We start from the raw sequence: 24,087 nt of genomic DNA, 5'->3' as shown, positions 1-24,087 counted from the left end.
TGTGGAGCACTCCGCCGTCCCGCCGGCTCTGTGATATGCGCCGTGTTAACAGGGGGCCCCTGCTATGCAGAAGGCGTTAACAGGGGGCCCCTCCTTACACTTGGGCGGTGGATGAGCTGAGGATCGGGCCGCATGCCGTGTGGCCGCCGGTGGTGCTCGCGCCGATGGCCGGCATCACCAACGTCGGCTTCCGGCGACTCTGCCGCGAGCAGGGCGGCGGCATCTACGTCTGCGAGATGATCACCACCCGGGCGCTGGTCGAGCGGAACCCGAAGACGCTTCGCATGATCGCGTTCGGCGCCGACGAGCACCCCCGCAGCCTCCAGCTCTACGGCACCGACCCGGAGATCACCGCAGCCGCGGTGCGGATCGTGGTCGAGCGGGACCTCGCCGACCACATCGACCTCAACTTCGGCTGCCCGGTCCCCAAGGTCACCCGGCGCGGCGGCGGGTCCGCGCTGCCGTGGCGGCGCCGGCTCTTCGCCCGGCTGGTCCGGGCCGCGGTGGACGCCGCGTCACCCGCCGGGGTGCCGGTCACGGTCAAGATGCGCAAGGGCATCGACGACGACCACCTGACGTACGTGGAGGCCGGGCTGGCCGCCCAGGACGCCGGTGTCGCGGCGGTCGCCCTGCACGGGCGTACGGCGGCGCAGCGCTATTCGGGCACCGCTGACTGGGATGCCATCGCCACGCTCAAGGCGGCGCTCGACGTGCCGGTGCTCGGCAACGGCGACATCTGGGAGGGCGAGGACGCGCTGCGGATGGTCGCGCACACCGGCGTGGACGGCGTGGTGGTGGGGCGCGGTTGTCTGGGCCGGCCGTGGCTCTTCGCCGACCTGGAGGCCGCGTTCGACGGCCGTACCGACCGGCGGCTGCCCACCCTGGGCGAGGTGGCGGTGACCATGCGGCGGCACGCCGAGCTGCTGGTGGAGCAGTTCGTGGCGGGGGCCCGCAGTCCGGCCCGGGGCGAGCGGGACGGCTGCACCGACTTCCGCAAGCACGTGGCCTGGTATCTGAAGGGTTTCCCGATCGGCGGCGAACTGCGCCGCTCGCTCGCCATGATCGAGAGTCTGGCCCAGCTCGACGACCTGCTCGGCAAGCTCGACCCGGCGGTGCCGTTCCCGGTGGAGACGCTCGGGCAGCCCCGGGGCCGCACCAACTCCCCGGGCAAGGTCTTCCTGCCCGACGGTTGGCTGGACAGCCGTGACGACGACACCCCGCCGGAGGGTGCGGAGCTGGACGACTCGGGCGGCTGACCCGGGTACACCGACGGGCCCGACCCCCGCGGGGGTCGGGCCCGTCGACGTTCGTCAGGAGCTGTAGCCGCGGCTGGCGATCCAGTGCGCCAGGGCGTCCACGTCCATCCGGTAGGCGGCCTGGTCCGGGTTCGCCGAGTCGGCGATCGTCACGATCTTGCCGTCGTCGCGGTAGCCCACCACGCTGATGTAGTGGCCACCCTCGAAGGAGTGGACGGTGCCGTCGGTGTCGGTCGCCGTGCCGGCGATGTTGGCCACCACGGCCCGGCCGTCGTCCACCGCGCGCACGATGTCGGCGCGCAGCTTGTCGACCTTGTCACCGACCTTGTCCACCGGGATCTCGGTGGACTTGTAGACGTCCTTGCCGGTCTCCTTGTTCAGCACCGGCGTGATGTCGTTGATCGAGTTGGTGCCGGCCTCGGTGGTGCCCATCTCCTGGGCCATGGTGTCCACGTCGATGTTCTTGCCCTGCACGCTGAGCGCGTTGCGGGCCGCGGCCGGGCCGCAGAAGTAGAAGTTGGGCTGTGCCTCGTAGCGCACGTCCAGCTCACGCTCGCCGTGGCTCTTGCGGTCGACGACGACCTGGGCGGCGCGCTCGGCCGGGGCGGCCTGGGCGGCGATGGCGGGGCCGGCGATGCCACCGGCGGTGGCGGCGATACCGGCGACGGTCAGCGCGGTCTTGCGGATCAGATCGGTACGCATGATGCGACTCCTCTGCGTCGGGGGTGTGCGGCGCGGGGGCGCCGCGGGGGAGGTCCGTGCCGGCCGGCGGTCAGCGGGTGGCGACCTGCTCGGCGGCTCGGGGGTGTAACCGCCGGGTGGGCCCCGGCATTCCCCGGTTCTGGGCGCTCCGGCTCGCGGTCTTCGGGGGCGAGCTCGCGGTCTGCGGGGGTGAGCCAGGTACAACGCCCGGGGGCGGGCATCGATTCCGTTCTCCGATCCGAACATACCCACCCATACTCCCTCAAAACGCCTCACCGTCACCCACCCCGCCCTGCCCTCCCGCGTGTCGATCATGAAGTTGGCGGCACGTCATGTCCGGTTTGTCGCCGCCAACCTCATGATCGAGGCTGGGGTGGGGGTGGGAGTCAGGCGGGGGTTCTGGCGGGCTGGGGGGACGGGGGGCGCCGGGTTGGCCAGGGGATCTCGGGGGAACGGTGGAAGGTGATGCCGGCGGCGGTCCAGCGCGGGCCGTGGCCGGCGAGCCGCTCGGCGAACCCGGCCCAGTCGTGCCGGTGGCGGGGCGACCAGCCCAGCTCGGCCAGCGCGGGCAGGCGGGGAAAGATCATGAACTCGGCCTCGGCGCGAGTGGTGATCGACTCGGTCCACAGCGGCGCCTCGACGCCAAGCACGGCCGCCGCCGGCACGCCGTCGACGTGTGCGCCGGGGTCCCAGTCGTACGCCCGGCGCACGTCGACCAGGCCGGCCCAGTCGTGCCCGATCGGGGTGTTTGGGGCGTACTTCATGTCTAGGTAGGCGCGGTTGCCGGGGGAGAGGATGAGCCGGGCGCCCCGGCGCACCGCGTCGGCCGTCGCGGGGTCGTCGCCGTCGGTGCCCCACCACTGCAGGACGCGCCCGTCGACGTGCCCGGCCGGGGCGATCTGGTGCCAGCCGATGATCGTCTTGCCGGTGGCCGCGACCAGCGCCTGGGCCCGCTCGACGAAGGCGCGGTAGCTGTCGGCCGGCACCTTGAACGCCTCGTCGCCGCCGAGGTGCAGCCACGGGCCGGGGGTCAGCGCGGCCACCTCGCCGATGACGTCGGCGACGAAGGCGTACGTCCGCTCGTCGGCCGGGTCGACGTAGCTGAACCCGACCTCTGTGCCGGTGTAGGGCGGCGGCGCGGTCTTGTCGGGCGCCAGCTCCGGGTAGGCGACGAGCGCCGAGTTGGTGTGCCCGGGCAGGTCGATCTCGGGCACCACTGTCACGTGGCGACGGGCGGCGTGGGCGACGATGCGCCGGTAGTCGTCCCGGGTGTACCAGCCGCCCGGCCCGCCGCCGACCGCGGTGGCGCCGCCGACCTCGGCGAGCCGGGGCCAGGAGTCGACGGCGATCCGCCAGCCCTGGTCGTCGGTGAGGTGCAGGTGCAGGTGGTTGAGCTTGTAGCGGGCCAGGTGGTCGACGACCCGCAGCACGTCGGCGACGCCGAAGAAGTGCCGGGCGACGTCGAGCATGACGCCCCGGTAGGCGAAGCGCGGCCGGTCGACGATCGTGCCACCCGGCACCGTCCAGCGTTCCGTGACCGGGGCGCCGTTCTCGATCGCCGCCGGGAGGAGCTGCCGCAACGTCTGTGCGCCGTGGAACAGCCCGGCTCGGGTCGCGGCGGTGATCCGGATGCCGGCGGCGGTGACGTCGAGGCGGTAACCCTCGTCACCGAGCGCCACGTCGCCGGCCGCGCCGCCGGTGTCGGGCCCGTCCCCGCCTGGTGCGCCGAGCGCGGCGTCGGCGGCCGAGAGGGTGAGCGTCAACCGGCCCTCGGCGGGGTCGGTCGTGTCGGCCACCGGGAGCGGAAACCCGGTGGCCGGGCGCAGCCAGCCGGCGAGCTGTTCGGCCGCGTCCCGACCGGCGGGGTCGACCCGGATCGCCGCGTCCGGGGTCAGCGTGAAGTCGGCGACCGGGTCGGGGAACACCTGCTCGGGGGCCGGCACCACGTCGCCGAGACGGACCGGCGCGGGCGGGGTGAGCAGGTCGGCGGCCCGCTCGGCGGCGACGCGAGCCAGCTCACCGGCGGCCGTCAGCCGGCCGGGCAGGTGGTCGGCCGGCGACCCGCCGGGCAGGTGGTCGGTCGGCGTCCGGGCGGGGTCCGGCCCGGTCTCGGGGACTGCGGGGTTGGTCGGCACGGCGACGGCTCCGAGGGGTGTATTCGTGCGGGATATGGCAAAGGTCAGGTTCGGCGATATCCGGTGCCGTCAAGGGTACGAGGGGAATCGGAATTGCGTGATCCTGCGCGTGGAAGCGTTCCCAAATGCCCGTACGGACGCGGGCAGTGGTGACTGTTGTGCCGATTGTCACCGAACGGTCCCAGGTCTCGCGAAGTTCGCTTAACCTTCGCCCACCGAGCGCTGACGAGCCGGGATTATCGGTGGTCGGTCCCGGGGTATGTCCGAACTGAATTTTCGTTAAGTGTCAATGGCGCGCGTGGGAGGCTCTGGTGGCAGCGCAAGAGGAAACGGTCGAGAGTAAGTACGTCTACGATTTCGCCGAGGGCAACAAGGACCTCAAGGACCTGCTCGGTGGCAAGGGGGCCAACCTGGCCGAGATGACCAACCTCGGCCTGCCCGTCCCGCCCGGCTTCACGATCACCACCGAGGCCTGCCAGGCGTACCTGACGACCGGGCGCGAGCCGGACGGCCTGGCCGGGCAGATCGAGGCGCACCTGGAGGCACTGGAACGCCAGATGGGCCGCCGGCTCGGCGACCCGGACGACCCGCTGCTGGTCTCGGTGCGCTCCGGCGCCAAGTTCTCCATGCCCGGCATGATGGAGACCGTCCTCAACGTCGGCCTCAACGACCGCAGCGTGGTCGGCCTGAGCCGGCAGGCGGGGCAGAACGACAGGTTCGCCTGGGACTCCTACCGCCGCCTGATCCAGATGTTCGGCAAGACCGTCTGCGAGGTGCCCGGCGAGGAGTTCGAGCACGCGCTCGACGAGGCCAAGCATGCCAAGGGCACGCACGACGACCTCGACCTGGACGCCGACGACCTGCGCGGGCTTGTCGACGCGTACAAGAAGATCTTCGCCAAGCACACCGGGCGGGAGTTTCCGCAGGAGCCGCGGGAGCAGCTCGACCTGGCCATCCGCGCGGTCTTCGACTCGTGGAACGCGGAGCGGGCCATCCTCTACCGCCGGCAGGAGCGCATCCCGGCCGACCTGGGCACCGCGGTCAACGTGGTCAGCATGGTCTTCGGCAACCTCGGGCCCGACTCCGGCACCGGTGTGGCGTTCACCCGCGACCCGGGCAGCGGTGCGCAGGGCATCTACGGCGACTACCTGGCCAACGCCCAGGGCGAGGACGTGGTGGCCGGCATCCGCAACACGGTGCCGTTGCAGGAGCTGGAACAGCTCGACAAGACCTCCTACGACGAACTGCTCGGCATCATGGCCCGGCTGGAGGAGCACTACAAGGATCTCTGCGACATCGAGTTCACCATCGAGCGCGGCAAGCTCTGGATGCTGCAGACCCGGGTCGGCAAACGCACCGCCGCCGCCGCGTTCGTCATCGCCGGCCAGCTCGTCGACGAGGGCCTGATCGACCTGGACGAGGCGCTGCACCGGGTCAACGGGGCGCAGCTCGCCCAGTTGATGTTCCCGCGCTTCCAGCTCGACCACGAGTTCCAGCCGGTCGCCAGGGGCATCGGCGCGTCGCCGGGCGCCGCGTCCGGCAAGGTGGTCTTCACCTCGGCCCGCGCCGTCGAGTTGGCCGCCGCGGGCGAGCCGGTGATCCTGGTCCGCCGGGAGACCAACCCGGACGACCTGACCGGCATGATCGCCGCCAACGGCATCCTCACCTCGCGCGGCGGCAAGACCAGCCACGCCGCCGTGGTGGCCCGCGGCATGGGCAAGACCTGCGTCTCCGGCGCCGACGAGCTGGAGGTGAACGTCCCGGCGAAGAAGTTCACCGTGGCCGGGCGGACCGTCACCGAGGGTGATCTGATTTCCATCGACGGCACCACCGGCAAGGTCTATCTCGGTGAGGTGCCGGTCATGCCGTCCGAGGTGGTGCAGTACTTCGAGGGCGAACTCGACCCGGAGACCACCGACGACGCGCTGGTCCGGGCCGTACACCGGATCATGACGCACGCCGACGCGGCGCGGCGGCTGCGGGTGCGCACGAACGCCGACACCGGCGCGGACGCGGCGCGGGCCCGGCGCTTCGGCGCCGAGGGCATCGGCCTGTGCCGCACCGAGCACATGTTCCTGGGCGACCGCCGGGAACTGGTCGAGCGGCTCATCCTCGCCGAGGGCGGGCAGCAGCGCGACGAGGCGCTCGCCGCGCTGCTGCCGTTGCAGCGGGCCGACTTCGTGGAGATCTTCCGACAGATGGACGGGCTGCCGGTCACCGTGCGGCTGATCGACCCGCCGCTGCACGAGTTCCTGCCCCCGCTGGAGCAACTCGCGGTCAACGTCGCGGTCGCCCAGGAACGCGGCGAGGACGTGGCCAAGGAGGAGGCGCTGCTGGCCGCCGTGCGGCGGATGCACGAGGAGAACCCGATGCTGGGCCTGCGCGGGGTCCGGCTCGGTCTGGTCATCCCGGGCCTGTTCGCCATGCAGGTCCGCGCCATCGCCGAGGCCGCCGTCGCGGTCGCCCGCGACGGCGGGACGGCCTGCCCGGAGATCATGGTGCCGCTGGTCGGCGCCGTGCAGGAACTGGAGACGGTACGGGCGGAGGCCGAGAAGATCATCGCCGAGGTGGTCGGCGACAGCGGCGTCGACGTGCTGATCGGCACGATGATCGAGGTGCCGCGGGCGGCGCTGACCGCCGGGCAGATCGCCGAGGCGGCCGAGTTCTTCTCCTTCGGCACCAACGACCTGACCCAGATGGCGTGGGGCTTCTCCCGCGACGACGTGGAGGGCGCGTTCTTCTGGCGCTACCTGGAGCTGGGCATCTTCGGCATCTCGCCGTTCGAGTCGATCGACGCCGACGGCGTCGGCCGGCTGGTCCGGATCGCCGCCGAGGAGGGCCGGGCGGCCCGGCCCGGGCTCAAGCTCGGCGTCTGCGGCGAGCACGGCGGTGACCCGGACTCGGTGCACTTCTTCCACTCCGTCGGGTTGGACTACGTCTCCTGCTCGCCGTTCCGGGTGCCGGTGGCCCGGCTGGAGGCCGGTCGCGCGGTGATCACCACGACCGGCTCCGACTCCCGCTGACCCGCCCGACGCGCCATTGCGGGCACCCCGGCGTAACCTGAGCTTCCACCACGTGTCGATCAGGAGGGGTGGCCGCATGACCGCCGTCTGGGACAGCCTGGTAGTCGACGCCCGGGACCCGTCCCGGCTCGCCCGCTGGTGGGCCGAGGCGCTGGGCTATCAGGTGATCACCGACAAGCCGGACGAGGTGGAGATCCGGCGGACCCCCGACACGCTCCCGGGTCTGGTGTTCGTCCCGGCCTCCGGCCCGAAGGCGGGCAAGAACCGGCTGCACGTCGACCTGCGCCCGACCGACCAGGAGGCCGAGGTGGAACGGCTTGTCGACATGGGCGCGCGGCACGTCGACGTCGGGCAGGGCGACGTGGAGTGGACCGTGCTGGCCGACCCGGAGGGCAACGAATTCTGTGTTCTCCGGGAGCGCGCGGAGTGAGCCGGTGTTGCGGGCCCCGCAGTCGCGACCTTCGGTCGCTGCGTCCGCGTGCCTGCTGACGACGCGGCGCGGCTGGTCGCCGAGGCGCCCAAGGACACCGGGTACGGGCGGTCGCCGTTCGAGCGCGACCGGGCCCGGGTGCTGCACTCGGCGGCGTTCCGCCGGCTCGCCGCGAAGACCCAGGTGCACACCGCCGGCACCGACGACTTCCTGCGTACCCGGCTGACCCACTCGCTGGAGGTGGCGCAGATCGCCCGCGAGATGGGCGCGCGCCTCGGCTGTGACGCCGACGTGGTGGACACCGCCGGGCTCGCCCACGACCTGGGTCACCCGCCGTTCGGCCACAACGGTGAGTACGCCCTGGACGCCCTCGCCGCCCCCGCCGGCGGCTTCGAGGGCAACGCGCAGACACTGCGGGTGCTCACCCGGCTGGAGGCGAAGGTGCTCGCCCCGGACGGGCGCTCCGCCGGGCTGAACCTGACCCGGGCCGCGCTCGACGCGGTCGGCAAATATCCGTGGCCGCGTCGTCCCGGCGAGCGCAAGTTCGGCGTGTACGCCGACGACCGCCCGGTCTTCGACTGGGTGCGCGCCGGCGCTCCGCCCGGTGACCGGCGCTGCCTGGAGGCCCAGGTGATGGACTGGGCCGACGACGTGGCGTACTCGGTGCACGACGTGGAGGACGGCATCCACGGCGGATATGTGGACCTGCGCCCGTTGCTGGCCGACGAGGACGAGCGGCGGGCGCTCTGCGCCGACGTGGCGTCCACCTATTCCGGTGAGGCCCCGGAGGACCTGGGGGAGGTGCTGGCCGAGCTGCTCGCCGACCCGGTGCTCGCCCCGCTCGCCGCGTACGACGGCAGCCACCGGTCGCTGGCCGCGTTGAAGGCCACCACGAGCGTGCTCACCGGCCGTTTCGTGTCGACCGTGGTGGCCGCCACCGAGGCGCGTCACGGCCCCGGCCCGCATCGCCGTTACGCCGCCGACCTGGTGGTGCCGCGCCGGATCCGGGCGCAGTGTGCGCTGCTCAAGGGCATCGCCCTGCGCTACGTGATGCGCCGCCCCGGCGCCAGTGGCCGCTACGGCCGGCAGCGCGAGGTCCTGGCCGAGCTGGTCGCCACGCTGCTCGACCGCGCCCCGGACGCGCTCGACGAGGTCTTCGCCCCGCTCTGGCGGGACGCTCCGGACGACGCCGCCCGGCTGCGCGTGGTGATCGACCAGGTGGCCTCGCTCACCGACCCGGCCGCCCTGGCCTGGCACGCCCGGCTGGTGTCGCCGAGCTGACCGACCGCCCCCACGGAGCCGGCGTGAAGTTAGGGTAACCTAAGCGCATGACGGATCGCCCGAAGAAGCTCACCGCCGCCACGGTCGTCCGCACCACGCGGCCCACCCCGCACCTGATCCGCCTCGTGCTGGGCGGCCCGGAGCTGGCCGGTCTGCCGGTGGGCGCCCACACCGACCACTACGTGAAGTTCGTCTTCGCGCCGGCCGGGGTGACCTATCCGCACCCGACCGACCTGGCCACCATCAAGCGGGAGTTCCCGGCGTCGCGGTGGCCGCGGCTGCGGGCGTACACGGTGCGGGCCTGGGACGCGGCGGCCGGCGAGCTGACCGTCGACGTGGTCCACCACGGCGACGAGGGGCTGGCCGGTCCGTGGGCCGCGGCGCTGCGCCCCGGCGACCGGGTGCTGTTCACCGGGCCCGGCGGCGCGTACGCGCCGGATCCGACGGCCGACTGGCACCTGCTGGCCGGCGACGAGAGCGCGTTGCCGGCGATCGCCGCCGCCCTGGAGCGGCTGCCGGCCGGTGCGCCGGCCCGGGTCTACGTCGAGGTGTCCGGCCCCGCCGACGAGCTGCCGCTGGCCAGCGCCGGCGCGGTCGAGCTGCGCTGGCTGCACCGGGCCGGACGGCCGGTCGGCGCGGCGCTGGTCGAGGCGGTCCGGGCGTTGGAGTTCCCGCCCGGCCGGGTGCACGCGTTCGTGCACGGCGAGGCCGGCGCGGTGAAGGAGTTGCGTCGCCTGCTGCGGGTGGACCGGGGGGTGCCCCGCGACGACCTGTCCATCTCCGGCTACTGGCGGCGCGGCCTGGACGACGAGGGCTGGCGTTCGGCCAAGCCGGCCTGGAACGCCGAGGTCGAGGCCGCGGAGGCCACCCCCACCCCCGCCTGACCCTCGCCACCCGCCTCGTCGGGTGGACCTGCGGCATTTCCGGTACCGGTGCGAAACCCGCGTCCCGGGTGCCGCACCTCCCACGATCGGCGGGGGCCGGGTAAGGCGTTTCGTCCCGCGCCGACCAAGGGCCGCCCAGGATGGGGCCATGGCGGAACAGACGGCGGGGGAACGGGCGGCGACGCGGCCGGCCGACCGGGTGGTGCTCGGGCTCGGCGTGGCCGGGGTGCTGGCGGTGGTGGCCTGGGGGGTGTTCGCGCGCGGTTCCCTGGCGTCGTTCGGCGCGGCCGGGCTGAGCTGGACGATCAGCACGTTCGGTTGGTTCTTCGTGCTCGCGGCCGACGCGTTCCTGGTGCTGGCGGTGGTGCTCGCCGCCTCCCGCTTCGGCCGGATCCGGCTGGGCGGTGACGACGACGAGCCGGAGTTCGACGCGCTGGCCTGGATCGCCATGATGTTCAGCGCCGGGATGGGCATCGGCCTGGTCTTCTTCGCCGTCGCCGAGCCGATCCAGCACTACGCGACGCCGCCGCCGTCCTCCGGCGTGGAACCGCAGACGGGTGCCGCCGCCGCGGCGGCCATGCGGTACACCCTCTTCCACTGGACGCTGCACCCGTGGGGCATCTACGCGATCGCGGCGCTGGCGCTCGCCTACTCGACGTTCCGCAAGGGGCGGGGCAACCGGATCTCGTCGGCGTTCGCGCCGCTGCTCGGCGCCCGGACGGACGGCCCGATCGGCCGGGCGATCGACCTGCTGGCGGTCTTCGCCACCGTGTTCGGCTCGGCGACCAGCCTGGGCCTCGGCGCGCTGCAGGTCGCGGCCGGGCTGGACCTGGTGACCGGCGTGCCGGACAGCCGGGGTGTCGAGTTGGTGGTCATCGGCGCACTCACCCTGGCGTTCGTGGTGTCGGCCTTCTCCGGCCTGCATCGCGGCGTGAAGTGGCTGTCCACCACAAACGTGCTGATCGCCGTGGCGCTGATGCTGTTCGTGTTCGTGGTCGGCCCGACGGTCTACACGCTTGAGGTCTTGCCGGCCTCGGTCGGTGACTACCTGAGCGGCCTGGTGCGCATGTCGACCCGCACCGGGGCGTTCTCCGACCCGGCCTGGCTGGGGTCGTGGACGATCTTCTACTGGGCGTGGTGGATCTCCTGGGCGCCGTTCGTGGGCACGTTCATCGCTCGCATCTCGCGGGGCCGCACGGTCCGGCAGTTCCTGGTCGGGGTGCTGCTGGTGCCCAGCGGCGCGAGCGCGGTCTGGTTCGCGGTGATGGGCGGCACCGCGTTGCGGACCCAGGCCACCGGCACGCGGGACCTGGTGGCCGACGTGGACGCCGGCTCGGAGCAGGCGCTGTTCGGGCTGCTGGAGGCGCTTCCGCTGGCCACGGTGACCAGCGTGCTCGCCATGGTGCTGATCGCGCTCTACTTCGTCACCAGCGCCGACTCGGCGTCGCTGGTGCTCGGCTCGCTGAGTTCGCGGGGCGCGCTTCGGCCGCACCGTGGCGTGGTGGTGCTGTGGGGCGTGCTCATCGGCGCGGTCGCGGCGGCGTTGCTGCTGGCCGGCGGTCTGGGCGCGTTGCAGCAGGCCACCATCCTGGTGGCGCTGCCGTTCGTGGTGGTGATGCTCGGCCTGGCGGTGTCCCTGGTCCGGGAGATGGCCGCCGACCCGGTCCTGCGCTCGGGGAACCGCCCGCGCCGGTCCGGCCTGGCCGCGGCCGTGCGCGCGGCCCGGTCGTACGAGGAGGAGGAGCCGCCGCCGGTCACCCGCTGGTTGCACCGTCCCCGCCGCTGAGCAGAGCGGGTGTACCTCGAATCATAGTAGAGATGCTACATTCCGGCGTATGACTGCGACCGACTCCCGTGATGCCGTCGCGCCGACCGGTCCACCCGACGACGATCTGGTCCTCGATGTGCGCGACCTGCGCATGCGCTACGGCGACGTCGACGTGCTGCACGGCGTCGACCTCACCGCCCGGCGGGGCGAGGTGGTCGCGCTGCTCGGGCCCAACGGCGCCGGCAAGACCACCACCATCGAGATCCTGGAGGGCTTCCGGCTGCCCTCGGCCGGCGCGGTCCGGGTGCTCGGCGTCGACCCGGCCCGGGGCGACGAGCGGTGGCGCGCCCGGCTCGGCGTGGTCCTCCAGTCCTGGCGCGACCACGGCAGGTGGCGGGTGCGGGAGCTGCTCGCCCACCTCGGCGACTTCTACGCGCCGTACGCCACCGACCGGATCCGGCGTCCGTGGCCGGTCGACGACCTGCTGGCCACCGTGGGGCTGACCGCGCACGCCGGCACCCGGGTGGCCCGACTCTCCGGCGGCCAGCGCCGCCGGCTCGACCTGGCGGTCGGCATCGTCGGGCGGCCGGAGCTGCTCTTCCTCGACGAGCCGACGGTCGGCTTCGACCCGGTGGCCCGGCGCGAGTTCCACGAGCTGGTGCACCGGCTCACCGACACCGACCGGTGCACCATCGTGTTGACCACCCACGACCTGGCCGAGGCCGAGAAGCTGGCCGACCGCATCCTGATCCTGGCCGGCGGCCGGATCGTCGCCGAGGGCTCGCCCGACCAGTTGGCCCGCCGCGTCGCCGCCGACGCCGAGGTCCGCTGGACCCGCGACGGCGAGCGCTACGTGCACGCCACCGCCGACGCCACCGGCTTCCTGCGCGACCTGCTCCGCGAGCACGGTGACCGGGTGCGGGAGCTGGAGGTGCGCCGGGCCAGCCTCGAGGACGCCTACCTGGCGCTGGTGCACGAGGAAGAGACCGGAATCCGCACCGGCCGGGCCGAGCGGGTGTGGCAGCAGGAGGTGACGCGATGAACCCGACCGTCAACGCGCTGCGGGCCGGGGTGCGGCGCGGCCTGATCGAGCTGCGCGCCACGTTCACCAACGGTCAGGACCTGTGGAACTACTTCTTCCCCACGGTGGTGCTGCTGGTCGCCGTGTTCTGGATGCGCGGCTCGACCGTGCCCGGCACCGACTTCTCCCTCGGCGCCCGCGCGCTGCCCAGCGCGCTCGGCATGGGCCTGCTCTTCGGCGGGCTGCTCGGGCTGGCCCAACAGCTCATCGTCGACCGGGAGGACGGCACGCTGCTGCGCGCCAAGGCGATCCCGGACGGCATGCTCGGTTATCTCGTCGGCAAGCTGGTGCTCGTCACGGCGATCTCACTGATCGGGGTGACCATCCAGCTCACGCCCGGCCTGCTCGTCCTGGACGGGCTGCGGCTCGATGATCCGGACGCCTGGCTCACCCTGGCCTGGGTGGTGCCGCTGGGGCTGGTGGCGACGCTGCCGCTGGGCGCGGTGATCGGCTCGGTGATCGAGAACCCACGCAACATGGGCCTGGTGGTGCTGCCGATCTTCGGGCTGATCGCGCTCTCCGGGATCTTCTACCCGATCAACGGCCTGCCCGGCTGGGTGCAGGGCGTCGCCCAGGTCTTCCCGCTCTACTGGCTAGGCTTGGGCATGCGCTCGGCGCTGCTTCCGGCCGATCTGGCGGCGGTCGAGCTGGGCGGCTCCTGGCGGCACCTGGAGACGCTCGGCGTGCTCGGCGCCTGGGCGGTGCTCGGGCTGGTGCTGGCCCCGGTGGTGCTGCGCCGGATGGCCCGCCGGGAGTCCGGCTCGCGGGTCGCGGCGCGGCGGGAGCGGGCCATGCAGCGGGCCGGATGAGAGGGCGTCGATGAGCGAGACCGTGCACAACCGGATCGCGGTGCTGCGCGCCGAACGGGGCGTCTCCCGCCGGCAGCTCGCCGACGCGCTCGGGGTGCACTACCAGACCGTCGGCTACCTGGAACGCGGTGAGTTCCGGCCCAGCCTGCACCTGGCGCTGCGGATCGCGGCCTACTTCGAGGTGCCGGTCGAGGTGGTCTTCTCCATCGAGCCCTTCCCGCGCATCGGCGACCCCGCGGCGGCCCGCACGGCCTGAGCCGCCGGGGGACGGGCGGCGTCCGCCACACGTCCGTCCCCCGGCCGCCGGATCGTCGGCCCGGCAGGGCAGGATGTAGGCCGAGGAGGTGGCGGTCATGGCGGGGCGGATCCGGGACGAGGACATCGCGCTGGTCCGCGAGCGCACCGCCATCGCGGACGTGATCTCCGAGGTGGTGACGCTCAAGTCGGCCGGTGGCGGCAACCTCAAGGGGCTCTGCCCGTTCCACGACGAGAAGAGCCCGTCGTTCAACGTCTCGCCCGCCCGCAACGTGTTCTACTGCTTCGGCTGCGGGATCGGCGGCGACGCGATCAAGTTCCTGATGGACGCCGAGCACCTCGGCTTCGTCGAGTCGGTGGAGAGTCTCGCCGCCCGCGCCGGCATCCAGCTTCGCTACGTCTCCGACGACCGGTCCACCCCACGCGCCCGTCCGCAGCAGGGGCAGCGGCAGCGGCTGGTGGCCGCGCACGCCGCCGCCGTCGAGTTCTACCGCGCCCAGCTCACCACCGCCGGCGCCCGGCCGGCCCGGGAGTTCCTCGCCCGGCGCGGCTTCGACCGGGCCGCCGCCGAGCGCTACGGCTGCGGCTTCGCCCCCGACGGGTGGGACCTGCTCACCAAGCACCTGCGCCAGCAGGGTTTCAGCCACGACGAGCTGGTCACCGGCGGGCTGTCCCGCCCGGCCCGGTCGGGCTCGCTGATCGACAGGTTCCGCCGCCGGCTGATGTGGCCGATCCGGGACATCACCGGTGACGTGATCGGCTTCGGGGCCCGCAAGCTCTTCGACGACGACGACGGCCCGAAATACCTGAATACCCCCGAGACGCCGATTTACAAGAAGTCGCACGTCCTCTACGGCATCGACCAGGCCAAGCGGGAGATCGCCAAGCAGGGCAAGGTGGTGGTGGTCGAGGGCTACACCGACGTGATGGCCTGCCACCTCGCCGACGTCCCGACCGCGGTGGCGACCTGCGGCACCGCGTTCGGCTCCGACCACATCTCGGTGCTGCGCCGGGTGCTCTTCGACAGCGACGAGCACGCTGGCGAGATCATCTTCACGTTCGACGGCGACGCCGCCGGCCAGAAGGCCGCGCTGCGCGCCTTCGCCGACGACCAGCGCTTCGTCGGGCGTACGTTCATCGCGGTCAGCCCGGACAACATGGACCCGTGCGACCTGCGGCTGGCCAAGGGCGACCTGGCCGTGCGTGACCTGGTGGCCCGCCGCGAGCCGCTCGTCGACTTCGCGCTCCGGCACGTGATCAACCGGTTCGACCTGGACACGGTCGACGGCCGGGTGGAGGCCATGCGCCGGGCCGCGCCGCTGGTCGCGCAGATCAAGGATCGGGAGAAGCGCCCGGAATACGTCCGCAAGCTCGCCGGCGACCTCGGCATGGAGATCGAGCCGGTGCAGCGGGCCGTGCTGAGCGCCGCGAACGGGCAGCCCGCCGACGGCCGGCCCGCGCCGGCCCGTCCGGGCCCCGCCACGCCGGCCGTGGACAGCCCCCGGTCCATGGTGGAGCGGGAGGCGCTGAAACTGGCGTTGCAGGAGCCGGTCCTGGCCGGCCCGATGTTCGACGCCGTCGAGGCGGGCGACTACCAGCACCCGGTGCACGCCGCTGTGCGGGCCGCCGTCGCCGCGGCCGGCGGCGCGGCGGGCGCCACCGGTGGCGCGGTCTGGATCGAGCGGGTCCGCGACGCCTGTGCCGACCTGGCCGGGCAGGCGCTGGTGGGGGAATTGGCGGTGGAGCCGTTGCGCATCGACGGCGAGGTCGACCCGAGATACGTCTCGGTCACCATGGCCCGGCTCCAGTGGAGTTCGGTCACCGGCCGGATCCGGGACCTCAAGTCGAAGATCCAGCGGGTCAACCCGGTGAGCCACAAGGACGAATACTTCGCCCTGTTCGGGGAGCTGCTCTCGTTGGAACAACACGCGCGGGCGCTGCGCGAGCAGGCCGCCGGAGGACTGTGATGGGGCTTTTCCGCCGCCGCCCGAAGCTGCCGCCGGCCGACCGGCCGCCGCTGGCCGCCGACGAGCGGGTGCTCGCCTGGGCCGCCGCCGGCAACGGCGAGGGCGACGGTGTGCTGGTCGCCAGCAACCGCGGGCTCTGGCTGCCCGGCCGGGGGGAGCGCCTCGGGTGGCACGACGTGCTCAAGGCGGTCTGGTCCGGCCGCGAACTCACCGTCACCCCGGCCGCGCCGGTCACCGAGCGCGACGGCTACCTCGTGGTCGCCGACGCCCCGGCCGAGTCCTACCTGCTGCTCGACCCGGGCGACCTGCCGCACCAGGTGCGGGCCCGGGTCACCGGCTCGGTGGCGTACACCGCGCACCACCCGGTGCCCGGCGGCGCCGGCCGGATCGCCGCCCGCCGGGTGCCCGGCGTGGACGGGCTGACCTGGACGGTCCGCTACGACCCCGGCACCCCGACCGACGACGAGGCGGTGGTCGCCGAGACCGGTCGCCTGGTGGCGGCGGCCCGGGCCGCCGCCACGCCCGCCGACGTGTAGGGCTGCCGGCCTCAGCCGGGCCGGAGCAGCAGCAGGAGCACGGTGGCCACGTAGATGACGGGGATGGCGACTCCCTCGAAGCCGATTCCCCGACGCTCCCGGATGATCAGCCCGGCCGCCAGGGTGGCGGTCATCAGGGTCGTCATGCCGGTGAACAGCAGGCCCGACAGGTTCGCCTCGGAATAGATCGACCCGGACCGGTAGGTGCCGTCGGCCAGCAGGATCATCAGGGAGTCGAAGGCGTTGCCGCCGAGGATGTTGCCGATGCCGAGGGTCAGCGCCCCGATGCGGATCGCCGCGATGAGGGTGATCAGTTCCGGTAGCGAGGTGATCGCCGTGGTGACGGTGAAGCCCACGAATCCGCTGGGCAGGCCCGTGGCGGCCACCACGCCGAGCCCGCCCTGGCCGATCAGGTAGCCGGTGGCGGCCACCACGGCGGCCAGGGCGGCCAGCCGGAACCACAACCGGCGCAGACTCACGTTCGACGACGTCGGGGCCGGCACGTCCTGACGGGTGTCGGCGGTGCGGCGGGCGAACCACATCGGTTCCCGGCGGAGCCGGCGCAGCAGCACCAGCCCGTACAGGTAGATGACGGGGATCAGCAGGCTCGCCGGGTGCACCCAGAGGACGGTGAGTTTCGGCGTCGCGTAGGCCACCACGGGCAGGCAGAGCAACGCCACCAGGACGAGCGACTGCAGGACGTTCTCCAGTGACGCCGCCGCGTGTTCGATGTTGGACCGGCGGTAGAGCAGATCGGCGATGGCCAGCCACACCGTCTGCACCGCGATGCCACCGATCGGGTTCGCGAGGGCGAACTCGGCGTCCTGCCGGACCGAACCGATGATCGTGGTGGCGATGCCGGGCAGCGAGGTCACCGCGCCGAGCAGCAGCGCACCGGCCACCGCCTCGCCCATGCCGGTCCGGTCCGCCAGCTCGTCCGCCGTCCGGGCCAGCTTCCCACCGGCGAACACGATCGCCACCAGCGCGGTGAGCAGCGCGACCACGCTCGGCACGAGCGGCCAGGTGGTGGCGGTCACGAGGCGCGGCCCGCCGATTGTCCCTTCACACAGAGCATGTCTCCACCCATACCCCACCGATGGATCTCTAGCATGACGATCCGATGACGAGCCGGGTCGGGGAAGGATGCCGGCGGCCGTTCGGCAAAGCAGTGCTAGGACGGCTCGACGTCGGGGCCCTGGCCTGCCGGTGCGACGCGGATCGGCACCTGCATCTCGGTGACCCACCGGTCCAGGTGGTCCATCGGGCAGTCCAGGTAGACCTCGCGGGCGAAGCCCGGCTCGATCGCCCGGTGGCCGTTGTCGTCGATCCAGTTGGCGATCTTCTGGCCGGTGCGGAACGCCTCCGACATCGGCCCGTGGTGCAGCGCGGCCGCCGCGTCGGGGACGGGCGGGAGCATGACCACCTCGAAGCCGTCGCCGGGTTCCGCCTCGGCCGTTCCGATCGGGAACGCCGCGTGCACCCGGATCGTCTCGTCACCCGGCTCGGACGGCGCCGGCTCGTACCAGGCGATCGGCGCGCCGACGATGTCCACCCGGTGCCGCTCCAGCAACTCGAGCAGGCGCGGATAGAGCGGCGTGAGGTTCTCGGTTATCGATGTCGGGTGGTCGTAGCCGGCGGCGGTGGCGGACAACTGCGCCACCCGCATCGCCGGGATGCTCTTTCGGACCACGTCTCCGGTGTCCATGTGTCCCTCGCTCTCGATCATGCGGAGGCGCGCGTCGACCTGGGCCAGGCGGGCGGTGTCCTGCCGCATCCGCGCGGCCAGCTCGGCCCGGCGCAGGCGCAGCATGCCGCGCAGCTCGGCGGCGTTCACCTTCTCGTCGATCAGCGTCTGTACCTGCGCCAGGGTGAAGCCCAGGTCCTTGAGGGCGGTCACCCGGTTGAGCAGGCGCAGTTGCGCGGCGGTGTAGAAGCGGTAGCCGCTGCGCGGATCGACGTGGGCGGGACGCAACAGGCCGATGGCGTCGTAGTGGCGCAGCATCCGCACCGACACCCGGCCCAGGCCGGCGAACTCTCCGATACTGAACATGGTTCTCCCAGCTTCGGCCCTGACACCGTGGAAGGGTCAAGCGCGACGTCGCCCGGGAGCGATTCTTCGTCCACCTCGGTCACTGACGGTAACCTGCGGACGAGGTGTCGGACCGGGCGGTTAGGGTCGGCCGGTGACCATCGGGCAACCACTCATCCAGGCACGGGGGCTGGTGAAGCGGTTCGGCGACTTCACCGCCGTCGACGGCATCGACGTCGAGGTCCGTCGCGGCGAGGCGTTCGGCTTCCTCGGCCCCAACGGCGCGGGCAAGTCCTCCACCATGCGCATGATCGGCTGCATCTCCCCGCCGTCCGGGGGTGAGCTGCGCATCCTCGGGCTCGACCCGGTGCGCGACGGCCCCGCCATCCGGGCCCGGCTCGGCGTGTGCCCGCAGCTCGACAGCCTCGACCCGGAGCTGACCGTCCGGGAGAACCTCACCACCTACGCGCGCTACTTCGGCATCCCGCGCCGGACGGCCCGGGAGCGCGCCGCCGAGCTGCTCGACTTCGTCCAGCTCGCCGAGCGGGCCGACAGCAAGGTCGACCCGCTGTCCGGCGGCATGAAGCGACGGTTGACGATCGCCCGCGCGCTGGTCAACGACCCGGAGATCGTGCTGCTCGACGAGCCCACCACCGGCCTCGACCCGCAGGCCCGGCACCTGGTCTGGGAGCGGCTGTTCCGGCTCAAGCAGCAGGGCGTGACGTTGGTGCTCACCACCCACTACATGGACGAGGCGGAGCAGCTCTGCGACCGTCTGGTGGTGATGGACGGCGGCCGGATCGTCGCCGAGGGCTCGCCCCGCGCTCTGATCGAGCGACACGCCACCCGTGAGGTGGTCGAGCTGCGCTTCGCCGGCGACTCGCAGGAAGCTTTCGCCGGCAAGCTCGACGGGCTGGGCGAGCGGGTCGAGGTGCTGCCCGACCGCATCCTGCTCTACGTGCCCGACGGCGACGCCGCGGTGGCCGAGGTGGCCGGGCGCGGTCTGGAACCGGCCGGCGTGCTGATCCGCCGGGGCAGCCTGGAGGACGTCTTCCTCCACCTGACCGGCCGCACCCTGGTCGACTGACCCGCGCGTCCGGCTCGGTCAGCGGGCCCGGGCCCAGGTGACGAAGCGGTCGGCCAGGCGCTGCGGGGCGGTGCCGTCCCGCCCGGCGGCCAGGTCGGCGGTGGCCTCGCACAGCAGCGTCCCGAGGTAGACCAGCAGCGCGGTCCGATCCTCGCGATACTCGCCGAGCAGCGCCAGCCGGGCGGGCGAGCACGGCCACGCGGCGCCTACCCTGACATGAACGGCCCCGTTCGTGATCGCCACCCCGCCGCACGGCGAGGACGTGGTCTACCAGGAGGGCCAGCTCCACGCCCAGGTGATCGACCGCGCCGAGCACGTGCGGCAGATGGTCGAGGTGTGGGAGTCGATCCGCGGTGAGGCACTATCGCACCAGCAGTCCCTCGAACTCGTGACGGAAGTGGCGGAGACATGGACCTGAATGGCGTCCGGTGGCGCAAGAGCAGCCGCAGCAACGGCCAGGGTGGAGCCTGCGTGGAGGTGGCGGGCGACCTGCCCGGAGTGGTCGCGGTGCGCGACTCCAAGGACCCGGCCGGCCCGGTGCTGGCCTTCGTCCCCGCCGCCTGGCGCGCGTTCGTCGACCGGATCGCCCCGCGCTGACCGGAGCCGCCCGGCCGAGGTGACGGCCCCGATGCCGCCAACTCGGCCGGCCGGCGCTCGCGCCTGTCGTACCCACCCGGTAGGAAGGTCGGCGGGGGTGGTGCGGGTGACGACGGTTCGCTTCGTGGCACGGGTGCCGGCGACGGCGGTGCTCGCGCACTATCTGGTCGGCTACCGGCGCACCTGGCGCGCGGGCGTCTTCTCGTCGTTCCTGCTGCCGGTGCTGACCGTGGTCGGGTTCGGCTTCGGCGTCGGGGCGTACGTCGACCAGGGCGTCGACGGCGTGCCCTACCTGTGGTGGCTGGTGCCGGGCTTGATCGCCTCGACCGCCTTCCAGGTCGCGGTCGCCGAGTCGACCTGGCCGGTGCACAGCAACTTCAATTGGATCCGCACCTACCATGCCCAGGTGGCCGCGCCGCTGCGCACCGGCGACATCGTGGCCGGTCACCTGGCCTTCGTGCTGTTCCGGGTGGTCAGCAGCGCGGTGGCGTTCCTGCTGGTGACCGCCGCGTTCGGGGCGCTGCGGTCACCCTGGGCGGTGGCGGTGGCGCCGATCGCCCTGCTGCTCGGGCTGGCGGTCGCCGCGCCGGTCTTCGCGTTCAGCGCGCGGGTGCCCAGCGACAGCTACCTCGCGTTGCTGTTCCGGTTCGCGGTGATCCCGATGACGCTGTTCTCCGGGGTGTTCTTCCCGGTGGAGTCGATGCCGGCCGGGTTGCGGCCGGTCGCCTGGGCGTCGCCGCTCTGGCACGGTGTCGACCTGTGCCGGGCGGCCACCCTGGGCGTCGTGCCGCGCTGGTCGGTCGCCGGCCACCTGTTCTACCTCGTCGCCTGGGCCGGTGCCGGCTGGTGGCTGGCGCTGCGGGCGTTCCGCCGTCAACTCGTCGTCTAGGGAAGTCGTCCAGGAAAGGGGTGTCGTGGTCGCTCTCCTCATGCCCCGGCTGGCCGGCGTCACCGGGGCGCGGCGCTCGGCGGCGGTGGCCGAGCGCAACCTCACCGCGTTGCGCAGCGCCTACTGGCTGGTGCTGGTCTCCGGTTTCGTGGAGCCGGTGCTCTACCTGCTGTCGATCGGCATCGGCGTGGGCGCGCTGGTCGGCGACCTGACGCTGGCCGGTGGCCGGGTGGTGTCCTACGCGGCGTTCGTCGCCCCGGCCATGCTCGCCTCGTCGGCGATGAGCGGCGCGCTGGCCGAGACCACCTTCAACTTCTTCGGCAAGATGAAATACATGAAGCTGTACGACGGGGTCATCGCGACCCCGGTGCGGCCGTTCGAGATCGCCCTGGGCGAGTTGGGCTGGGCGATGGCGCGAGGGTCGCTCTACTCGGCCGCGTTCCTCCTGATCATGGTGGCGCTGGACCTGACCACCGTGGCCCGGGCGCTCGTCGCGTTCCCGGCGGCTGTGCTCCTCGGGTTCGCGTTCGGCGCGCTCGGCATGACTGTCGCCACGTTGCTGCGCAGTTGGCAGGATTTCGACCTGATGGGTTCGGCCCAGTTCACCCTCTTCCTGTTCTCCGGCACGTTCGTGCCCGCCGAGACCTACCCGGCGGTGCTGCGCTGGCTGGTCGAGCTGACCCCGCTCTACCGTTCGGTGCACCTGATCCGGGGCGTCTGCGTGGGCGGGTCCGGCTGGTCCTGGCTGCTCGACGTGGTCTATCTGGTGGCGCTGACCGCCGGGATGCTGGCGCTGTCGTCCCGGCGGATGGCCAGGTTGCTCTACCCCTAGCCGGTTATCCACCCCCACCTCGGGGCATGTCGTTCGGGACGACACGACGACGAGGAGGTGCGATGGCCGGCGACGAGTCTCCCAACCGGGACGAGCGCGACCGCACCGGTCCGGTGGGGCCGGACGACGGGCCGGACAGCCCGACCGACCTGCCGGGCACCGGCTGGGTGGCGACGCTCAAGCGGACCGCCCGCGAGTTTCAGGACGACAGCCTGACCGACTGGGCCGCCGCGCTCACCTACTACGGCGTGCTCTCCATCTTCCCCGGCCTGCTGGTGCTGATCTCGGTGCTCGGTCTGCTCGGCGACCGGGCCACCCGGGGCGTGCAGGACACGGTGAACCAGGCGGTGCCGGAGGAGAACATCCGGGGGATCATCGAGAGCGCGATCACCCAGGCCGGCGACTCGGGCGGGCTGGCGAGCGTCGCGGCGGTGATCGGTCTGGTCGCGGCGTTCTGGTCGGCGTCCGGCTATGTCGCCGCGTTCATGCGCGCCTCGAACAGCATCTACGACGTGCCGGAGGGCCGGCCGATCTGGAAGACGCTGCCGATCCGGCTGGGCGTGACCGCGGTGATCGGCGTGATGCTGCTGATCAGCGCCGTGATCGTGGTGTTCACAGGTGGGCTGGCCGAGCAGGCGGGCGAGGCGATCGGCCTGGGCGCTACGACGGTCACGGTGTGGAACATCGCCAAGTGGCCGGTGCTGCTGCTGCTGGTCAGCCTGATGTTCGCGATTCTCTACTGGGCGTCGCCGAACGCCAAGCACGGCGGCTTCCGCTGGGTCAGCCCGGGCGGGGTGCTCGCGGTGGTGCTCTGGCTGGTGGTGTCCGGCCTGTTCGCGTTCTACGTCAGCAACTTCGGCTCCTACAATGAGACGTACGGCGCGGTGGCCGGCGTGATCATCTTCCTGATCTGGCTCTGGCTGAGCAACATCGCCATCCTGCTCGGTGCGGAGTTCGACGCCGAGTTGGAGCGCAGTCGCGCCATCGCCGCCGGGATGCCCGAGGACGAGGAGCCGTACGTCGAGCTGCGCGACGACCGCAAGCTGCGCAAGAAGCGCAACACCCCCACCACGCGCTGACCCCACCCCACCCCCCTCGCGCACCCGCTAATTCACGGAAAGGGTGGCCATCCACGCCCGGATGGCCACCCTTTCCGTGAAACAGCGGGGGCCGGGCCGGGCGGGTGGCGCGTTTCCATGATCCGGAACTCGCTTTTGTTCGGATGGACAAAAGTTTGCATCGGACGTGCCGAAGCTATGGACATGTGACCCGGAAGGCTCCTACTGTGTCGGACACGACACATCGCCGTCGCGTCGATGTGCACGACTCCCACACGGAGGTGACTGCCGGTGCGGACGGTCGACCCCCTGCACGTGCGGCTCCTGCGGCTGCTCCGGGACGAGGGCGCGGTCTCCCGCGCCGAACTCGGTGACCGCCTACAGATGCCCCGCCCGCGCCTGCTCGCCGAGCTGGAACGCCTGGTGGCTCTCGGCTACGTCGCCGAGGCCGGGCTGGCCGCCTCCCGGGGCGGGCGTCGCTCCACCCTGGTCGAGCTGAGCCCGCGCCTGCGCTTCGCCTCGGTCGACCTGGGTGCCAGCTCGATCGACGTCGAGGTGGTCAACGGCCGGTTGGAGCCGGTCACCGCCTACACCGAGCAAGCCGACATCCGCTCCGGGCCGAAGGTGACCCTGCACCGGGTCAACGAGCTGCTGCACAAGGCGAAGGTCGACGGCGCGTACGAGCGGCTGGACGCGATCGGCGTCGGCGTGCCCGGCCCGGTGAGCTTCCGCGACGGGGTGCCGGTCTCCCCGCCGATCATGCCGGGCTGGGACCGTTTCCCGGTCCGCGAGCTGCTGACCCGCGAGCACGGCTGCCCGGCGGTGGTCGACAACGACGTCAACATCATGGCGATCGGCGAGCGGCACGGCGGTGTCGCCCACTCGATCGACGACTTCCTCTTCATCAAGATCGGCACAGGCATCGGCTGCGGCATCTACCTGAACGGCGAGGTCTATCGGGGCACCGACGGCTGCGCCGGCGACATCGGCCACATCCAGGTCGACCCGCACGGCCCGATGTGCTCCTGCGGCAACCTCGGCTGCCTGGAAGCGGTGTTCAGCGGCGCGGCGCTGGCTCGGGAGGCGACCGCGGCGGCCCGCGCCGAGGCGTCGCCGGCCCTGGTCGAGCGGTTCACCGCCCGGGGCGTGGTGACCGCGCTGGACGTGGCGCAGGGCGCGGTCGAGGGGGACGTCACCTGCATCCAGCTCATCCGCGACGGCGGCCGGCGGGTCGGCAGCGTGCTGGCCGGCCTGGTCAGCTTCACCAACCCGTCGATGATCGTGATCGGCGGCGGGCTGGCCCAGCTCGGGCACATCCTGCTCGCCGAGATCCGCAGCGTGGTCTACCGCCGCTCGCTGCCACTGGCCACCGGCAACCTGCCGGTCGTCCTCTCCGAGCTGGGCCCCCGCGCCGGCGTCGCCGGCGCGGCCGTGCTGGCCAGCGACCTCGCGTTCGGCGGCCCCGCAT

The 24,087-nt window shown here is 72.5% G+C and carries 23 protein-coding genes; 18 read left to right on the top strand and 5 right to left on the bottom strand.

The window, feature by feature from the left end; genetic code table 11:
• The first annotated feature begins 107 nt into the window (after positions 1-107).
• Positions 108-1,256, top strand: a complete 1,149-nt coding sequence (gene dusB / locus AB0H28_RS12735; RefSeq protein ID WP_358037943.1) for a tRNA dihydrouridine synthase DusB — start codon at positions 108-110, stop codon at positions 1,254-1,256.
• Positions 1,257-1,310: 54 nt separating this feature from the next.
• Here the strand turns inward: dusB and AB0H28_RS12730 are convergent, their stop codons facing one another.
• Entirely contained in the window at positions 1,311-1,958 is a 648-nt protein-coding gene (locus AB0H28_RS12730; protein ID WP_358037941.1) for a C39 family peptidase, read from the bottom strand.
• 386 nt (positions 1,959-2,344) lie between these two features.
• Positions 2,345-4,030 (bottom strand): beta-N-acetylhexosaminidase, encoded by a 1,686-nt coding sequence (locus AB0H28_RS12725; protein WP_358038243.1) that lies wholly within the window; start codon positions 4,028-4,030, stop codon positions 2,345-2,347.
• Positions 4,031-4,404: 374 nt separating this feature from the next.
• Between AB0H28_RS12725 and ppdK the strand changes: the two genes are divergently transcribed.
• The 10 genes from ppdK to AB0H28_RS12675 all read left to right on the top strand — a co-directional run bounded on the left by ppdK (position 4,405) and on the right by AB0H28_RS12675 (position 16,127).
• The gene (gene ppdK / locus AB0H28_RS12720; RefSeq protein WP_358037938.1) at positions 4,405-7,116 is read left to right on the top strand and encodes a pyruvate, phosphate dikinase; all 2,712 of its coding nucleotides are present in this window, start codon (positions 4,405-4,407) and stop codon (positions 7,114-7,116) included.
• A 76-nt stretch (positions 7,117-7,192) separates the two neighbouring features.
• Entirely contained in the window at positions 7,193-7,546 is a 354-nt protein-coding gene (locus tag AB0H28_RS12715; RefSeq protein ID WP_358037935.1) for a VOC family protein, read from the top strand.
• 48 nt (positions 7,547-7,594) lie between these two features.
• Entirely contained in the window at positions 7,595-8,827 is a 1,233-nt protein-coding gene (locus AB0H28_RS12710; protein WP_358037933.1) for a deoxyguanosinetriphosphate triphosphohydrolase, read from the top strand.
• A gap of 47 nt (positions 8,828-8,874) precedes the next feature.
• Positions 8,875-9,711, top strand: a complete 837-nt coding sequence (locus AB0H28_RS12705) for a siderophore-interacting protein (RefSeq protein ID WP_358037931.1) — start codon at positions 8,875-8,877, stop codon at positions 9,709-9,711.
• A gap of 148 nt (positions 9,712-9,859) precedes the next feature.
• Complete coding sequence (locus tag AB0H28_RS12700; protein WP_358037928.1) at positions 9,860-11,497, top strand: BCCT family transporter; 1,638 nt, start codon at positions 9,860-9,862, stop codon at positions 11,495-11,497.
• A 133-nt stretch (positions 11,498-11,630) separates the two neighbouring features.
• Positions 11,631-12,521 carry an ABC transporter ATP-binding protein gene (locus tag AB0H28_RS12695; protein ID WP_358038240.1) on the top strand — a complete coding sequence of 297 codons (891 nt, stop codon included), beginning with the start codon at positions 11,631-11,633 and terminating at the stop codon, positions 12,519-12,521.
• The gene (locus AB0H28_RS12690) at positions 12,518-13,369 is read left to right on the top strand and encodes an ABC transporter permease (RefSeq protein WP_358037925.1); all 852 of its coding nucleotides are present in this window, start codon (positions 12,518-12,520) and stop codon (positions 13,367-13,369) included. The genes AB0H28_RS12695 and AB0H28_RS12690 overlap by 4 nt, the downstream gene beginning before the upstream one ends.
• Before the next feature lie 10 nt (positions 13,370-13,379).
• A complete protein-coding gene (locus tag AB0H28_RS12685; RefSeq protein ID WP_358037922.1) occupies positions 13,380-13,625 on the top strand; it encodes a helix-turn-helix transcriptional regulator in 246 nt (81 codons plus the stop codon).
• Positions 13,626-13,722: 97 nt separating this feature from the next.
• Positions 13,723-15,591, top strand: a complete 1,869-nt coding sequence (gene dnaG, locus AB0H28_RS12680; protein ID WP_358037919.1) for a DNA primase — start codon at positions 13,723-13,725, stop codon at positions 15,589-15,591.
• On the top strand, positions 15,591-16,127 hold the full coding sequence (locus tag AB0H28_RS12675; protein ID WP_358037916.1) for a hypothetical protein: 537 nt from the start codon (positions 15,591-15,593) through the stop codon (positions 16,125-16,127). The genes dnaG and AB0H28_RS12675 overlap by 1 nt, the downstream gene beginning before the upstream one ends.
• Positions 16,128-16,138: 11 nt before the next feature.
• Here AB0H28_RS12675 and AB0H28_RS12670 read toward each other — a convergent pair whose 3' ends face one another.
• A complete protein-coding gene (locus tag AB0H28_RS12670; protein ID WP_358037914.1) occupies positions 16,139-17,164 on the bottom strand; it encodes a sodium:calcium symporter in 1,026 nt (341 codons plus the stop codon).
• A 134-nt stretch (positions 17,165-17,298) separates the two neighbouring features.
• Positions 17,299-18,177, bottom strand: a complete 879-nt coding sequence (locus AB0H28_RS12665; RefSeq protein WP_358037911.1) for a MerR family transcriptional regulator — start codon at positions 18,175-18,177, stop codon at positions 17,299-17,301.
• A gap of 133 nt (positions 18,178-18,310) precedes the next feature.
• Between AB0H28_RS12665 and AB0H28_RS12660 the strand changes: the two genes are divergently transcribed.
• On the top strand, positions 18,311-19,243 hold the full coding sequence (locus AB0H28_RS12660; protein ID WP_358037908.1) for an ABC transporter ATP-binding protein: 933 nt from the start codon (positions 18,311-18,313) through the stop codon (positions 19,241-19,243).
• Positions 19,244-19,261: 18 nt separating this feature from the next.
• On the opposite strand, the gene AB0H28_RS12655 is transcribed toward AB0H28_RS12660, so the two are convergent.
• Positions 19,262-19,486 carry a flavin reductase gene (locus tag AB0H28_RS12655; RefSeq protein ID WP_358037905.1) on the bottom strand — a complete coding sequence of 75 codons (225 nt, stop codon included), beginning with the start codon at positions 19,484-19,486 and terminating at the stop codon, positions 19,262-19,264.
• Here AB0H28_RS12655 and AB0H28_RS12650 point away from each other — a divergent pair.
• The 6 genes from AB0H28_RS12650 to AB0H28_RS12625 all read left to right on the top strand — a co-directional run.
• Positions 19,476-19,661: a Scr1 family TA system antitoxin-like transcriptional regulator gene (locus AB0H28_RS12650; RefSeq protein WP_358037902.1), complete on the top strand. Its 186-nt coding sequence runs from the start codon at positions 19,476-19,478 to the stop codon at positions 19,659-19,661. The two genes, AB0H28_RS12655 and AB0H28_RS12650, sit on opposite strands and share 11 nt — an antisense overlap.
• Positions 19,652-19,840, top strand: a complete 189-nt coding sequence (locus AB0H28_RS12645; protein ID WP_358037899.1) for a DUF397 domain-containing protein — start codon at positions 19,652-19,654, stop codon at positions 19,838-19,840. Before AB0H28_RS12650 ends, AB0H28_RS12645 begins: the two co-directional genes overlap by 10 nt.
• A gap of 106 nt (positions 19,841-19,946) precedes the next feature.
• The gene (locus tag AB0H28_RS12640) at positions 19,947-20,729 is read left to right on the top strand and encodes an ABC transporter permease (protein ID WP_358037896.1); all 783 of its coding nucleotides are present in this window, start codon (positions 19,947-19,949) and stop codon (positions 20,727-20,729) included.
• A 25-nt stretch (positions 20,730-20,754) separates the two neighbouring features.
• Complete coding sequence (locus AB0H28_RS12635; RefSeq protein ID WP_358037893.1) at positions 20,755-21,561, top strand: ABC transporter permease; 807 nt, start codon at positions 20,755-20,757, stop codon at positions 21,559-21,561.
• 62 nt (positions 21,562-21,623) lie between these two features.
• Complete coding sequence (locus AB0H28_RS12630) at positions 21,624-22,640, top strand: YihY/virulence factor BrkB family protein (RefSeq protein ID WP_358037890.1); 1,017 nt, start codon at positions 21,624-21,626, stop codon at positions 22,638-22,640.
• A gap of 270 nt (positions 22,641-22,910) precedes the next feature.
• On the top strand, positions 22,911-24,087 hold a 1,177-nt coding region (locus AB0H28_RS12625), incomplete at its 3' end, for an ROK family protein (protein WP_358037887.1).

The organism is Micromonospora sp. NPDC050980, assembly GCF_040653835.1.
Lineage (GTDB): Bacteria > Actinomycetota > Actinomycetes > Mycobacteriales > Micromonosporaceae > Micromonospora.
This window is presented reverse-complemented; position numbering and strand designations above follow the sequence as displayed.

Coding starts and splice junctions, on each gene's coding strand:
- AB0H28_RS12675 (WP_358037916.1), top strand. CDS start 15,591: ATGGGGCTTTTCCGCCGCCGCCCGAAGCTGCCGCCGGCCGACCGGCCG.
- AB0H28_RS12700 (WP_358037928.1), top strand. CDS start 9,860: ATGGCGGAACAGACGGCGGGGGAACGGGCGGCGACGCGGCCGGCCGAC.
- dnaG (WP_358037919.1), top strand. CDS start 13,723: ATGGCGGGGCGGATCCGGGACGAGGACATCGCGCTGGTCCGCGAGCGC.
- AB0H28_RS12665 (WP_358037911.1), bottom strand. CDS start 18,177: ATGTTCAGTATCGGAGAGTTCGCCGGCCTGGGCCGGGTGTCGGTGCGG.
- AB0H28_RS12695 (WP_358038240.1), top strand. CDS start 11,631: ATGCGCTACGGCGACGTCGACGTGCTGCACGGCGTCGACCTCACCGCC.
- AB0H28_RS12730 (WP_358037941.1), bottom strand. CDS start 1,958: ATGCGTACCGATCTGATCCGCAAGACCGCGCTGACCGTCGCCGGTATC.
- AB0H28_RS12690 (WP_358037925.1), top strand. CDS start 12,518: ATGAACCCGACCGTCAACGCGCTGCGGGCCGGGGTGCGGCGCGGCCTG.
- AB0H28_RS12685 (WP_358037922.1), top strand. CDS start 13,380: ATGAGCGAGACCGTGCACAACCGGATCGCGGTGCTGCGCGCCGAACGG.
- AB0H28_RS12630 (WP_358037890.1), top strand. CDS start 21,624: ATGGCCGGCGACGAGTCTCCCAACCGGGACGAGCGCGACCGCACCGGT.
- AB0H28_RS12645 (WP_358037899.1), top strand. CDS start 19,652: ATGGACCTGAATGGCGTCCGGTGGCGCAAGAGCAGCCGCAGCAACGGC.
- AB0H28_RS12715 (WP_358037935.1), top strand. CDS start 7,193: ATGACCGCCGTCTGGGACAGCCTGGTAGTCGACGCCCGGGACCCGTCC.
- AB0H28_RS12705 (WP_358037931.1), top strand. CDS start 8,875: ATGACGGATCGCCCGAAGAAGCTCACCGCCGCCACGGTCGTCCGCACC.